This is a genomic window from Mariprofundus sp. KV (assembly GCF_013387475.1).
Lineage (GTDB): Bacteria > Pseudomonadota > Zetaproteobacteria > Mariprofundales > Mariprofundaceae > Mariprofundus.
In genome coordinates, this window is the sequence record NZ_VWNB01000014.1 from 1 (window position 1) to 13543 (window position 13543).

The 13543-nt window shown below is 53.2% G+C and carries 17 protein-coding genes; 13 read left to right on the plus strand and 4 right to left on the minus strand.

What is annotated here, in order from left to right:
- The first annotated feature begins 268 nt into the window (after positions 1–268).
- The 13 genes from F3F93_RS11135 to F3F93_RS11195 all read left to right on the plus strand — a co-directional run bounded on the left by F3F93_RS11135 (position 269) and on the right by F3F93_RS11195 (position 9863).
- Positions 269–766 (plus strand): Rrf2 family transcriptional regulator, encoded by a 498-nt coding sequence (locus tag F3F93_RS11135; RefSeq protein WP_176959267.1) that lies wholly within the window; start codon positions 269–271, stop codon positions 764–766.
- A 43-nt stretch (positions 767–809) separates the two neighbouring features.
- The gene (locus F3F93_RS11140) at positions 810–1886 is read left to right on the plus strand and encodes a cysteine desulfurase family protein (RefSeq protein WP_241697114.1); all 1077 of its coding nucleotides are present in this window, start codon (positions 810–812) and stop codon (positions 1884–1886) included.
- A complete protein-coding gene (locus F3F93_RS11145; protein WP_241697115.1) occupies positions 1883–2227 on the plus strand; it encodes an iron-sulfur cluster assembly accessory protein in 345 nt (114 codons plus the stop codon). The genes F3F93_RS11140 and F3F93_RS11145 overlap by 4 nt, the downstream gene beginning before the upstream one ends.
- A gap of 83 nt (positions 2228–2310) precedes the next feature.
- Positions 2311–2844 (plus strand): ACT domain-containing protein, encoded by a 534-nt coding sequence (locus tag F3F93_RS11150; RefSeq protein WP_176959269.1) that lies wholly within the window; start codon positions 2311–2313, stop codon positions 2842–2844.
- A gap of 31 nt (positions 2845–2875) precedes the next feature.
- Positions 2876–3370, plus strand: coding sequence for a peptide deformylase (def, locus tag F3F93_RS11155; protein WP_176959270.1), 495 nt, complete (start codon positions 2876–2878; stop codon positions 3368–3370).
- A gap of 96 nt (positions 3371–3466) precedes the next feature.
- A complete protein-coding gene (locus F3F93_RS11160) occupies positions 3467–3754 on the plus strand; it encodes a Bor family protein (RefSeq protein WP_176959271.1) in 288 nt (95 codons plus the stop codon).
- A 66-nt stretch (positions 3755–3820) separates the two neighbouring features.
- Complete coding sequence (mutM, locus tag F3F93_RS11165; RefSeq protein ID WP_176959272.1) at positions 3821–4636, plus strand: bifunctional DNA-formamidopyrimidine glycosylase/DNA-(apurinic or apyrimidinic site) lyase; 816 nt, start codon at positions 3821–3823, stop codon at positions 4634–4636.
- Positions 4637–4814: 178 nt separating this feature from the next.
- Entirely contained in the window at positions 4815–6521 is a 1707-nt protein-coding gene (gene argS, locus F3F93_RS11170) for an arginine--tRNA ligase (RefSeq protein WP_176959273.1), read from the plus strand.
- Between the two features lie 31 nt (positions 6522–6552).
- Positions 6553–7263, plus strand: coding sequence for an SPOR domain-containing protein (locus F3F93_RS11175; RefSeq protein WP_176959274.1), 711 nt, complete (start codon positions 6553–6555; stop codon positions 7261–7263).
- Positions 7253–8236: a phosphotransferase gene (locus F3F93_RS11180; RefSeq protein WP_176959326.1), complete on the plus strand. Its 984-nt coding sequence runs from the start codon at positions 7253–7255 to the stop codon at positions 8234–8236. The genes F3F93_RS11175 and F3F93_RS11180 overlap by 11 nt, the downstream gene beginning before the upstream one ends.
- A 90-nt stretch (positions 8237–8326) precedes the next feature.
- Complete coding sequence (locus tag F3F93_RS11185) at positions 8327–8809, plus strand: peptidylprolyl isomerase (RefSeq protein WP_176959275.1); 483 nt, start codon at positions 8327–8329, stop codon at positions 8807–8809.
- 136 nt (positions 8810–8945) lie between these two features.
- Entirely contained in the window at positions 8946–9575 is a 630-nt protein-coding gene (locus F3F93_RS11190; RefSeq protein WP_176959276.1) for a response regulator transcription factor, read from the plus strand.
- Between the two features lie 135 nt (positions 9576–9710).
- On the plus strand, positions 9711–9863 hold the full coding sequence (locus tag F3F93_RS11195) for a hypothetical protein (RefSeq protein ID WP_176959277.1): 153 nt from the start codon (positions 9711–9713) through the stop codon (positions 9861–9863).
- A gap of 30 nt (positions 9864–9893) precedes the next feature.
- Here the strand turns inward: F3F93_RS11195 and prmC are convergent, their stop codons facing one another.
- The 4 genes from prmC to F3F93_RS11215 are packed head-to-tail and all read right to left on the minus strand — an operon-like array spanning position 9894 to position 13514.
- Positions 9894–10715, minus strand: a complete 822-nt coding sequence (prmC, locus tag F3F93_RS11200) for a peptide chain release factor N(5)-glutamine methyltransferase (RefSeq protein WP_241697117.1) — start codon at positions 10713–10715, stop codon at positions 9894–9896.
- Between the two features lie 19 nt (positions 10716–10734).
- On the minus strand, positions 10735–11808 hold the full coding sequence (gene prfA, locus F3F93_RS11205) for a peptide chain release factor 1 (RefSeq protein WP_176959279.1): 1074 nt from the start codon (positions 11806–11808) through the stop codon (positions 10735–10737).
- Positions 11789–13105: a glutamyl-tRNA reductase gene (gene hemA / locus F3F93_RS11210; RefSeq protein ID WP_176959280.1), complete on the minus strand. Its 1317-nt coding sequence runs from the start codon at positions 13103–13105 to the stop codon at positions 11789–11791. The genes prfA and hemA overlap by 20 nt, the downstream gene beginning before the upstream one ends.
- A gap of 10 nt (positions 13106–13115) precedes the next feature.
- Positions 13116–13514, minus strand: coding sequence for a hypothetical protein (locus F3F93_RS11215; RefSeq protein ID WP_176959281.1), 399 nt, complete (start codon positions 13512–13514; stop codon positions 13116–13118).
- Positions 13515–13543: the final 29 nt, after the last annotated feature.

Consider the following 13543-nt stretch of genomic DNA (forward strand, 5'->3'; position numbering starts at 1 on the left):
AAACGGATAAACCACCCGATCAAAGCCAATCAGGCGATGATCGGGGGATAAATAAGCAAGTTTGCCAAAATTCGCGCTCGAAACAGGGGCGAGGAAAAATAATCAGGGGTTATTCAGAGCATCCCTAGGAGTTAATCGGGTTCATGTCGCATCCGGGTTGCAGGCTATGCAGTATTTAACAATCTTAATTCAACCTTAATACTTGACTAAAAAGGTCGGCTTTATAATATCCGACCTTTTCACAAGGTTATTGTATCAGGAGGTTGATATGCGATTAACAAGTAAAGGACGTTATGCTGTCTCTGCGATGGTGGATCTGAATAAGCAGCAGACACAGGGGCCGGTGACGCTGGCTGCCATCTCCGAACGCCAGTTTATTTCACTCTCATATCTGGAACAGCTGTTTCGTCGTCTGCGTGAATCGGGCCTGGTTCGTTCCGTGCGTGGTCCCGGTGGCGGTTATCTGTTGGCTAAAGAGCCTGTAAATATTTCCGTTGCCGATATTATTCGTGCTGTAAATGAGCCGGTTCGCACCACGATGTGCGAAAATGGTGTGCGCGGCTGCCATCGCGGTAACCGCTGTGACACCCATCAGCTGTGGGAGTCACTCGGGCAGCATATCTACCGTTTCCTAGATGCGGTAAGTCTTGATCAGGTCTGCAATGAGGATGTCTTCCTTAATAATGTGGAACTGGGTGACGTTCAAAACTATATTCTCAAGCCTGAAGTACACGAAGCGAAGGTGAATATTGCATCGATATCTTGACTGTAACGCCACATACCCACAGCTAAAAGAGAGCCTTGAGGCCATGACCGAAGCGGCCATGGCAGCACCGGGTAACCCCTCCAGCCTGCACTGGGCAGGCAGGGCTGCGCGCCGTATTGTCGATGACGCCAGAGACAGGCTGGCTGCATTTGTCGGCACAGAGGCTGGTAGTGTTGTCTATACATCAGGAGGCACAGAGGCGAATAACATCGCGATCCATAGTGTCCTCGCCGCCAGTAAGCCGGGGCAGATTGTCACAACAGCTATTGAGCACCCGGCAGTACTCAAGCCGCTGGAGAGATTTGTTGCAGCCAACCCTGAATGGGAGCTGGTGAAGGTGCGTCCTGATGCAACGGGCGTGGTCAGCGTTGAGAGTCTGAAAGCTGTGATCAGGGATGAGACCCGTCTGGTCTGTATGATGTATGCCAATAACGAGAGTGGAGCAATACAGCCGGTTGAAGCGGTAGCTGCGATGTGCAGAGAAAATCGTATTCCGATGCTGGTGGATGCGGTGCAGATGCTGGGTAAACAAGCGTTACGCTTTAATGATCTTGGTATCGACTTTATGAGTATATCCGCGCACAAGATCGGTGGCCCCAAAGGTATTGGCGCACTGCTGGTACGCAGAGGTGTAAAGCTTACAGAGTTGACTCCCGGTGGTGGTCAGGAGCGTGGTCGTCGTTCAGGTACTGAGAATGTGCCGGCCATTGCCGGTTTCTCGGCTGCGCTGGGCAGAGTGGATTTCAGTGTCTGTGCAGCGGTGCGTGATCTCTTTGAGCGTGAGTTGCAGAGACGCCTGCCAAAGGCCGAAGTGGTTGCAGCTGCTGCGCTGCGCACAGCCAACACCTCTCTGGTGATTCTGCCCGGCCTTGATGGCGAAACGCTGTTGATGCAACTGGATCTGGCCGGTTTTGCGGTGGCTTCCGGTTCGGCCTGCTCTTCAGGCAAGCGGGAACCTTCGCATGTACTGCTGGCGATGGGAGCATCTGAGCTGAAGGCGAGAAGCTCTCTGCGTGTCAGTTTTGGCCCTGGAAATGGCAGCGATGACGCTATCGCTTTGGTTGAAGCGCTGGTGGCAGCCGATCAGCGACTTAAAAAAATGGCAGGCATGGCAGTATGAGTGGTGTGATGGAAAACATGGATATTGAACTGACTGAATCGGCAGTGGCCCGGATTAGAGAGATTCTCAGCGCAGAGGGCAAACATGGTTTGAGGTTGGCGGTAAAAGCGGCAGGCTGTTCTGGTCTTGAGTATGTGATGGAGACCGTTAATAGCCCTGAAAGCGGCGACCTCGAAAAAGCCTGTGAGGGTTTTACCCTCTATGTGGATGCTGACTCCTACAGCACAGCATTGAAGGGACTTAAACTCGATTTTCAGAAGGACCTTCTCTCATCGGCCTTTATCTATCAGAACCCGAATCAGAAAGGTGCCTGCGGCTGCGGCGTTTCATTCTCTGTCTGAATTGGCAATCTGCACTTAACAATTCAAATTGAATTAATCCGGCTGGCCTCATAGCCTGAGTGCCAGCAAATGAGGGGGCATCTATGTCAAATGTACTTTTATCAATTTCCGGCCACGATCGTGCGGGCATTGTTCGGGATGTGGCCGAATCGATGCTGCATCTGAACGCCAATATTGAGGACTCCTCGATGACTGCGCTGCGCGGCCGTTTTACCATGATGATGATTGTGCAGCTGCCGGAGGATAGAAGCCTGGGTGAGTTAAAGGCCGCCCTTGCCGAGCTTGAGCAGCGCACGCGTCTGACAGTGCAGTCACAGGTGATCAGCGATGAAGAGGCCTCCAGGCAGGCGATGGAACCGGATCATGTGATTACCGTGCATGGTGCTGATGCGGTGGGTATTGTCTATGCAGTCACCGATGCGCTGGCAAAATCTGATGTCTCTATTGTGGATGTGTCGACCCAGTCGCGTGAGTCAGCCGATGGCGATGTCTATATGATGGTGCTTGAGGTGAGAGCCGCATCACAGAGTGAAGCGATGCTGGCAGCCATGAAAGATGTGGCGGCCAAACGTGATGTCGATATTGAAGTGCATGCGCTGGATGATGCCGTTCTCTAACTGATCACAGTTAGGTTCTTCTCTATTTGTCGTGACTTTTGCAATCCTGAAAAATCCGGATACGCGTCTTCGCCGCAAGGCTGAAGCGGTGGAATCGTTTGATGATAAGTTGATGCAGTTCTTTGAACAGCTGGAGGCGACAATGCGCGCCGGTCCCGGTGGTGTCGGTATTGCTGCTCCGCAGGTGGGTGAAAACCTCAGACTTGTCGTTGTCGATTGCAGCCAAAGTTTGCGCCCATGCAAAAACCATGGTCTGCTCTATCTGGCCAATCCGAAGATTGAATCCCGAGAGGGTGAATCTCTGGGGCGCGAGGGTTGTCTCTCTGTTCCCGACTGGGTTGGTATGGTGCCACGAGCAAAAAATATCACGCTCAGCTACGATGATCTGCACGGCAATCGCCAAACCCTAGAAGCGACCGGCTTTGAAGCGCGCGTCATTCAGCATGAGGTTGATCATCTGGATGGAGTCCTGTTTATTGATCGCATTGTATCGAGCAAAGGCCTGGTCAGACGTCTGAGTTCCTAGGTTTAAAACCACCTTGCGGATTGGGTATCTTCTGCTTTACTAAGATGAAATCGGCATGATTGCTATGCTTGATATCTAAAGTAATTGGGAGAGGAAATGAAAAAAACGATTGTTTTACTTGCGATGCTGGGATTGTCCGCTTGTGCAACACAGACCTATCATATCAATGGTGGCAGTGCATCTGAACCAACTAAAGATCAGATGCAGAGCTTTTTTATCTCGGGTCTTGGGCAAGAGCAGGAGATGGATGCCGCGGCGATTTGTGGCGGTGCAGATAAGGTTGTTAAAGTCGCATCTAAACATGAGCTTATTGATGGTGTCATCGGTGTTATTAGCTTTGGAATCTATACACCAAGACATGCCAAGGTTTACTGTAAAAAATAATTGGCTTTTGCTGTTTTGAAAAAGGGGTGGCTATTGCCGCCCCTTTTTATTGAGTAGTATTCGCAGATGCCAGAGCTTCCAGAAGTAGAAACAGTCCGAGCCGGACTTGAACCACTGTTGATGAATCGAACGATCAGTGCTGTAAGCTGTTTTCGGCAGCAGCTTCGCTATCCGTTGCCTGATCTCTCCGGATTGGTCGGGCAGCAAATTGTCGCTGTTGCGAGAAGATCAAAGTATCTGCTGTTGCAGCTGGATAGTGATCAGATTCTGGTCTGGCATCTGGGTATGACCGGTCAGTTTCACATGTTGTCAGAAGCCAGCGAGAAGGGGGCCCATGAGCATGTGCGCATTGATCTCGCTGATGGACAGAGTCTGCGCTATCGTGATGCCAGACGTTTTGGCTATGCGGGCCTGATCCGTGCGGAGCAACTGCTTTCACATCCGTGGTTTGCCAAGCTGGGGCCGGAGCCGTTGAGTGAAGCGTTTGATAGCAGTCATTTGGCTGGCGTTTGTCAGGCGCGCAAAGCGCCGATTAAAACAGTCATTATGGATGCTGCCAATGTGGTTGGTGTCGGTAATATATATGCGGCTGAATCACTGTTTCGGGCGGGTATTCATCCGGCCAGAGCTGCAGGCAGGGTATCCAAAATAAGATTGGCGTTGTTAACGGATTCGATCAAGCAGGTGTTGGCAGAGGCGATTGCAGCAGGTGGCAGCACGATCAGCGATTTTGTCAAAGCCGATGGCAAACCGGGTTATTTTGCACACAGTTTTCAGGTGTATGGTCGGGAGGGGGAGGCCTGTTTTCTCTGTGAAAAACAGATTAAACGCATGGTGCAGGCAGGTCGAAGCTCATTTTACTGTCCCGCTTGCCAACACTAAAAGAGAAGGGCTCTCCTAATCCCGTGAAAAAGATCGGCTGGGCGGTTAAGATGCGCCGATAATTTATTAGAGAGTGAAAACCTCATCCATGAAGTTTTCACAACGCACTTCCATGGTCTGCACGGTGTGCTGAACGATGAAGCTCGCGTGCAGGATGAGGATGGCAACCGGAGGCATAGTGAAACAGGCTTTAGAACAGGCACTGCAGCAGGCGTTGGATCTGTTGCTCAAGGATATAGAGGGTGCAGAGTCGCCAGAGGTGCAACTGACACGCACCAAGAGCAGGGAACATGGTGATTATGCGACCAATGCGGCGATGCCGCTGGCGCGCCTGCTTAAGCGAAGCCCGCAACAGATCGCAGCATCGATTCTTGAACTGGTCATCTGGCCGGATGCGGTTGAGTCAGCCGAAATCGCAGGCCCCGGTTTTATCAATATCCGTCTGAAACAGGCCAGTGAAGCAGGTGTGCTGAAGACCATCCTGATCGCTGGCGATGATTACGGTCGTGTGCCGCTTGATGAGAAGGCGGAGAAGGTGAATCTAGAATTTGTCTCTGCCAATCCAACTGGCCCGATGCATGTCGGCCATGCCCGTGGTGCGGTGGTGGGTGATGTGTTGGGTCGTCTGCTGGCAATGTGCGGGCGCAATGTGCACCGCGAATATTATATCAATGATGCCGGCGCCCAGATCGGAGTGCTGGCTGAATCGGTATGGCTGCGCATGCGTGAGTTGCAGGGTGAAACCATTGAGTTGCCTGAATCGGCCTATCCCGGTGATTACGTCATCGAAATTGCTAAAGAGATTCTCGAGCATATCGATTTCCACGCCCTGATCGCTATGGATGATGAGGCGCGGACAGCACTGCTGGGTCGCGAATCTGTGGCCGCCAATATGGCGATGATCCGTGAAGATCTTGGCGCACTGAATATCGCTTTTGATCTCTACTTTTCAGAGAGCGGGCTGCATGACTCCGGCCGTGTGCTGGAGTTGATCGAGAAACTCAAAGCCGATGGGATTGTCTATCCCGGCACGCTGCCGCCGCCAAAAGGTAAAGAGGTGACTGATTATCAGCCGGTAGAGCAGCTGCTGTTCAGAACAACCGATTTTGGTGATGACGTGGATCGACCACTGGCCAAACAGGATGGTACACCTACCTATTTTGCTGCCGATATCGCCTACCATGTCGATAAATTCCAGCGTGGATTTGGACGTATGATTGATGTCTGGGGCGCTGATCATGGTGGTTATGTCACCCGTGTGCAGGCGGCGATGAAAGCGCTGACAGGGCTTGAGGCCCAGCCGGATGTGCTGCTGGTGCAGATGGTCAATCTCACCCGTGATGGCAAGCCGGTGCGCATGTCCAAACGTGCAGGTACCTTTGTTACGCTGCGTGAAGTGGTGGATGAGGTGGGGGCGGATGCTGTTCGTTTCAACTTTATGACCCGCAGGGTAGAGAGTCAGCTCGATTTCGATCTTGAGGTGGCCAAGAAGAAGAACGATGAGAACCCGGTCTATTATGTTCAGTACGCCTATGCCCGTGTCTGCGCCATTCTGCGTAAGGCAGAGGAGGAGGGCGTCGTGTTCGGTGATCTGCAGGATGTGGATGTTTCCGTGCTTACCTCACATGAAGAGCAGCGCCTGATCTCCCATCTGCTGGCTTACCCTGAAGCGCTGAAAAGCGCGGCAGATAAGCTGGAGGCCTACCGCATTGCAACCTTCACCATGCGACTGGCTGCCGATTTCCATAGCTTCTATCACAAGCATCGTGTGGTGACCGATGATGCTACCCTGACGGCGGCTCGCCTGCTGCTGGCCAAAGCGGTTGCGCAGGTGATTCGCAACGCCCTGGCAGTGCTTGGTGTCTCTGCTCCGGAGCGCATGTGAGGCTGTTGATCATTTCGCACAGGGGTCATTGATGGCGCGTGATTTTGCCAAGGTGGCGGCACCTGCACGCTCGGTGAAGAAGAGAGAGGGCGGTTCAATACTCTCTGTTCTGGGCATCGTTGTTATAGCCGGACTCTGCTTTGCGGCGGGTTTCTGGCTGGGTGGCAATCAGAATCAGCCGGCAACCGATGGCATCTCACGCTCCGATCTTGAGGCGGTGCGCAGCCAGCTTGAGAAGAAGGGTTCAGAAGCCGATGTGTTACAGGCCAAAATCGAAACCCTGCAGGATCAGGTTGCGCAGTGGAAAGCTAAGGCCGGTGCCGGTGCACATACCAAAGTGGGGGATCTGAAATTTTATCAGGAGCTGCCCAAACAGTCGGTGACCCCCTCTTCTGTGCCTGATTCAAATCCGGCTGCGGCAAGGCCAATGGGACAAACAGTTGAGGTTGCGGCGCCAGGCCGAGCTCCGGCTGCCCCGGTGATTGATGCCAGCACCGCTGATCATGTCACTTACCGTGTTCAGCTGGGTTCGTTCAAAACGCGCGATGAGGCAGCCTCATTGCAGTTGAAGCTGATGAAGGCCGGTTTCACCGCTTTTATACATAGCGTCAATCTGCCCGATCGTGGTCAGTGGTTCAGGGTCTATGCCGGCCCGTACGCGAACAAAGATCTGGCCAGTGATGCGGTGCGCCATATTCAGGAGAAGATGAAGATCAGAGGTCTGCTTGTTCGTGAAGGCTGAGCGGGATCTGCAGCGCAAGCACTGGCTGGATGATACGCTTGATGGTGCTTATCAGGTCGCACCCCTGGCCGGAGATGCATCGTTTCGCCGCTACTTTCGGGTTGAGGATAGTCAGCGTCACTATGTATTGATGGATGCGCCGCCTCCCCATGAAGATGTCTCCCTGTTTCTGGCTGTGCGCAGCTGGTTTGTGCGTGCCGGTATCCGTGTCTCAGAGATGTTTGCCGAGGATCTTGAGCAGGGTTTTCTGCTCATGGAGGATTTTGGTGATCTGACCTGGGCCGGTTGCTGTGAGGCAGCGGCAGATATGGATCCACTATTTGTCGATGGTTTGCGTCAGTTGCATCTGCTGCAGGCCTCTGATCCGGAAATGGCGCTGCCGCTTTTTGATGTGGCGAGAATGCGACGCGAGTGTGATCTCTATCTCGACTGGTACCTGCCAAAGGTAGCCGGCCTCGAGCCGACTGCTGACCAGCGAGAGCAGTTTCATCACGCTCTGAGCGATAGCGTGGAGAGCATTGCCAAACTGCCGCTGGTGCCGGTGCATCTGGACTACCATAGCCGCAACCTGATGCTTCCCGCCGGTGAGCTGCCACTGGGTATGATCGATTATCAGGATGCCGTGATGGGGCCTGTAACCTACGATCTGGCCTCACTGCTTTATGACTGTTATCAGGACTACCCCGAAGCGCAGCGCAGAGCCTGGAGCCGTCACTTTTTTGAAGCTTTGCCGCAGGATTTGGCCGCCAGCTTCTCCGGATTTGATGACTGGCACCGAAAACTGCGCATCACAGCACTGCAGCGCCATATCAAGGCGATCGGTATTTTCGGGCGACTGGCGCACCGGGATGGCAAAAAACAGTTTCTCACGGAGATACCTCTGACCAGAAAACATCTGCGCGAAGAGATGCAGCTCTTAGGCATGCATAGGGAGCAGTTTCCACTGCTTTACACTGAACCGTCCAACAGCTGACCTTGTATGTCATGGTGCTTTGCGTAGGGTCGCACCCCTAAAATGGGGCTGGTGGCAGGTTAAGCCGGTTTTTCAAGCAAGGAGAGCTACATGCAGATCAGCAACAACAAAGTCGTTTCATTTCACTATACGCTAACCAACGATGCCGGAGAGACTATCGACTCATCCAGTGGCTCTTCACCAATGGTCTATCTGCATGGCGCAGAGAATATTATTCCCGGGCTGGAGTCTGCGCTGGATGGAAAAGGTGCCGGTGATGCACTAAAGGTAACCATTGAGCCGGCAGATGCGTACGGCGAATACAATGCTGCGCTGACTGAAGTTGTACCTGCCGAGATGTTTCAGGGCGTAGAGAAGATCGAAGTCGGCATGCAGTTCCAGGCCCAGGCCTCCGAGGGTGTTCAGGTGGTGCGTATCGCAGGGGTAGATGGCGATAAAGTGACTGTTGATGGCAATCATCCGCTGGCTGGCGAGCGCCTGCATTTTGATGTGGCTATTGAAGAGGTGCGTGATGCCAGTGAGCAGGAGTTGGAGCATGGTCATGTGCATAGTGGCGAGGAGTGCTGCGGCTGATTACCCGGCTACAATCATGAATTCATGAAAGGGCTGCCCCATTGGGCAGCTCTTTTTTTTTGTGCAGATGGTTTTTTCATAGTATATGCTTGCTTCTGTGCTACAGTAACTGGGAGATGAGACGGGGATTTCCGGCATGGCAGGGTTTAAAGTGAAGTGGGTCGGCAAGAAGATTCTCATCGTCGATGATGATGAGGTGACACGTATATTCCTTGAATATGCGCTGAATGCGCATGGTTATCCGACCGTGGTTGCTTCAGATTTCGAGGCTGCCAGAGAAGCCATGAATGCTGACAGTTATGCGCTGGTATTGATGGATCTGGTGTTTGTCGACTCAGCCTATACCGGCTTTGATATTGCCGAATATATCCGTTCGGTCTCTCCTGAGTGCCCTGTCGTTATTATGACCTCCTATCCAAGTACCGACTCTGCTGTGCAGGCACTGCGAACGAATGCCTCTGACTATCTGCAGAAACCCGTGCATATCGAGGAGCTGCTGGCCTGTGTGGAGAAGGTGTTGACTGCTTCCGTGGAGGCCAAGCCTTTTGACAGCAGGCTGGCTGGCAAGCTTGGGCTAACAGAGCGGGAGCAAGATGTGCTGCAACTGCTCTATAAGGGGTGTAGTTATACCGAGATCGGCAAAGCGCTCTCTTTCTCCACATCGACAGCCAAGACCTACGGTAAAAGGATCTATAAAAAACTTGATGTACAGTCCCGGGGTGAAGCGGTTTATGAGGCAGTGCAGCTTAATCTGATCCGCCACTGACAGAGCGACTTGCTACGTTCGCTGCCAACTATTGATCAATAAGATAATAGTTTGATCTATCTGTGTTAAATAGTTCACACACCTGTTTATTGTTGTCGCCACAGGATGGTGCCATTGCATGCGAGGTGTGAAGTGATGAATAAAAATAGTGTCTATCCATTTCCAAGGCCGTTGTTTGAGCGCTCAACAGAGAGCAGTAAAAAAGCCAGCCATCCAAAAGAGGCGTCCGAAAAAGCGGAGCTGTCAGAAGCTGGAGAGCGGTCGCAAAACTATAAGATAGCAGTGTAGTTGTGTGTCGGGGCGATGAGGTGTGACAGGTTATCCTGTCCGGTAGAGTCCGCCGCGCAGATGGCCGGCAAGGTCAACGATCTCATTTTTCATCATCAGTCCGGCCGGTGTCGGCGGCAGACCGCAGAGGCCGGTCTCTACAATGATCACCCCTTCAGGCTTGAGCCACTGAGCCCCTTCTCCAATAATGATGCTAAGAAACTGCATTCCATCTGACTCATCGGTCAAAGCGCCGCGAGGTTCATGATCCAACTCCGCAGCGAGAGCGTCCATCTCATGCTTGGCTACGTAGGGAGGGTTGGAGATGATGGCATCAAAAGGCCCGTCCTCTTCCTGAAGTGGCTGCAACATGTCACCGTGGCGGAAGGTGATACGGTCTGAGACATTCAGACGCTCCGCATTGCAGCGGGCAATACGAAGCGCAGCTTCGGATATATCGGTGGCGACAATGCGTGCCTGTGGGTATTCACAAGCCAGTGTGATGGCGATGCAGCCGGAGCCGGTGCCGATATCACAGAAGCGGTAAGCCGCATCGCTGTCCGGGAACTGCTCCAATAGCGCTTCGATCAGGTGTTCGGTTTCAGGACGAGGGATAAGCACATCCGGGCTAACATGGAACGGGCGCGACCAGAACTCCTTCTCTCCTATGATATAAGCCACAGGCTCACGTTGTTCGCGGCGTTTGATCGCTATCTTAAAAGCGGTTTCAATCGATTCCGGCACCTCATCGAGGGCGCGGATGATCAGATCGGTGCGGCTGATCTGCCATACGTGCATCAGCAGAATCTCGGCATCTACCCTTGCCGATTCACACCCTGCCTCTGCAAGCTGACTGGCCGCCTGCCGAATCATCTCGCGGATGTTCACCCGTTTATGAGCCCTGGGCTGCGAGCAGTTCCGCCTGATGGTAGGTGAGGATGGCATCGATGAGTTCGCCCATATCACCACCGAGAATCTGATCAAGCTTATAGAGGGTGAGATTGATGCGGTGATCGGTCACGCGTCCTTGCGGGAAGTTGTAGGTGCGGATGCGCTCAGAGCGATCTCCTGAGCCAACCATGCCCTTGCGAGCCTCGGCACGTTCGTTATCGACTTCAGACTGCTCTTTATCATAGATGCGCGCCTGCAGTACCTTCATCGCCTGGGCTTTGTTTTTGTGCTGGCTGGACTGATCCTGACAGGTGACCACGATGCCGGTGGGCGCATGGGTGATACGCACGGCCGACTCGGTTTTATTGACATGCTGACCACCGGCGCCGGAGGCGCGATAGACATCGATGCGGATATCTTCCGGGCGGATATTGATCTCCACCTCTTCAGCAACCGGCAGGATGGCAACGGTACAGGCTGAGGTGTGGATGCGGCCGCCGGATTCAGTCTCGGGTACGCGTTGTACACGATGTACACCGGATTCGAATTTGAAACGGGAGAAAACACCGTCGCCGGTGATCTGGGCGACGATCTCTTTATAACCACCGACCTCCGACTCACTGGCAGAGAGAACCTCCACCTTGAAACCCTGCGTTTCGGCATAGCGGCTGTACATGCGGAACAGGCTGCCGGCAAACAGTGCTGCCTCATCACCGCCGGTGCCTGCCCTGACCTCGAGAATAATATCGCGCGCATCATTCGGATCTTTGGGCAGCAGCAGAATAGAGAGCTTCTCATCGCTCTCTTTCATGGCACTTTTTAGCTCAAGAATCTCCTCTTCTGCCAGCGCCTTAAGCTCGGGATCACATTCGGCATCCGCAATCATCTCGCGGTTATCGGCCAGCTGTTGCGCAAGCTGCAGATAGCGGGCCGCTTCATCAGCAACAGGTTCGATTTCAGAGTATTCACGGGAGAGCTGGATGAATCGTTTGTTGTCAGATGTGACGTCAGGGTCGGAGAGCAGGATAGCGATCTCTTCGCGGCGGTGCAGGATATTATCCAGACGATTGTTCATTCTTCCCCTTGGCATGGGTGAGTGTGGATGGCGTTAACTCAAGGTCAAACAGCCGTTTTGCCGCACCCATCAGCAGATCTCCTTCAATGTCATCAGGCAGAACCTTCAGTGTTTGCAGGGTCGGATGCATGTAACGTTTCATCAGCGCTTTACTGAAACGCTCCACCGCTTCGATCTGCGATGCATCAAGATCTTTCATGTAACGCAGCGCTTTCTCCATCTCCTCGCGGCGGCGCAGCTCCATCTGCTGCTGGATGGAGCGGATCAGTGGAACCGATTCGAGGGATTTCAACCAGGAGAGGAATGAGAGTGCCTCCTCTTCAATGATTTCACGTGCCTGCTCCGCCTCATGCTGACGATGTTCGACATTGCCCTGCACAACCTGTTGCAGATCGTCGATATCGTAGAGGTAGGCACCATCAATATCACCAATACGCGGATCGATATCACGCGGTACTGCAATATCGACGAGGAACATCGGGCGTCCCTTACGTTTTTTCATCGCTTTCTGAACGGTCTCGGGCAGCAGTACAAAGGTGCTGGCTCCGGTACTGGAGAGCACAATATCAGCGGCATCGAGGTAATCGGGAAGCTGATCGAGTGTGAGGGCATGGCCTTCAAACTCCATGGCCAGATTCTGGGCACGCTCAAGTGTGCGGTTGGCAACCAGAATATCTGAGCAGCCATTGCCTCTGAGGTGGCGGGCAGCAAGCTCAGCCATCTCACCGGCACCCATCAACAGCACTGTTTTGCCAGCCAGATCGCCAAAGATGTGGCGCGCCAGCTCAACGGCACAGGAGGAGATATTCACCGCCTGCTTGCCGATCTCGGTCTCACTGCGGGCCCGTTTGGCCGCTGCAAAGGTGGATTGATACAGTCTGTGCAGGACATGACCTGCAGTGTTGGATGTCAGTGCATGCTCATAGGAGGTTTTAACCTGACCGAGAATCTGCGGCTCACCGAGTACCAGTGAATCCAGTCCTGAAGCGACACAGAAGAGATGCCGGATCGCCTCATCGGTGGTGTAGGAGTAGAGGTGCTCACACACCTGCTCCAGACTCATCTTGGCTTTTTCAGCAAACCACTCATGGACAGCAGCAATGGCGGCATCGGGATCATGGGTCACCACAGTCATCTCAACACGGTTGCAGGTGGAGAGCAGTGCGGCCTCACGAATAGCAGGATGAGCAATGCGCTGCTTAAGAATGTCGGCAATATCGGTTTCGGAAACAGCCAGCCTCTCCCGCAAGGCGACGGGGGCAGTTTTATGATTCAGGCCAATATGACAGATACGCATGGGCGAAAGCTTAACGGTTTGAAGATTGTGGGTACAGGTCGCTCTCTTCCAGCATGTTCAGCGGCTGTGGTTGAGTGAGCGCCAGATCAGAGAAAAGCAGGGCATCCATGCGGCCCTGATGGCCAAGATCGAGAAGCAGGTAATAATCGGGTGCAGCTCCCAAACGTGATTGACACAGGCTGCTTAGCTCCGCAATCAACTGCAGATCAGGCTCACTATCGGGGCCGGAAGAGAGATAGATGCCTCTGGTTTGCGTTTGGCTGCCTGTCAGATGTGTCAATTTGTCGCCATCATTTGTTACAAAATTCGTGACAGGAAGGGCCGATTCTATCATATTCTCGCCGCCTGCAAGCAAGCCACAACACGGTTTCGGGTCTGAAACAAGGGCTTGATGAAGTAGTTGTTGCATGCAGTGGCGTTGAATAAATATCTCTTTGC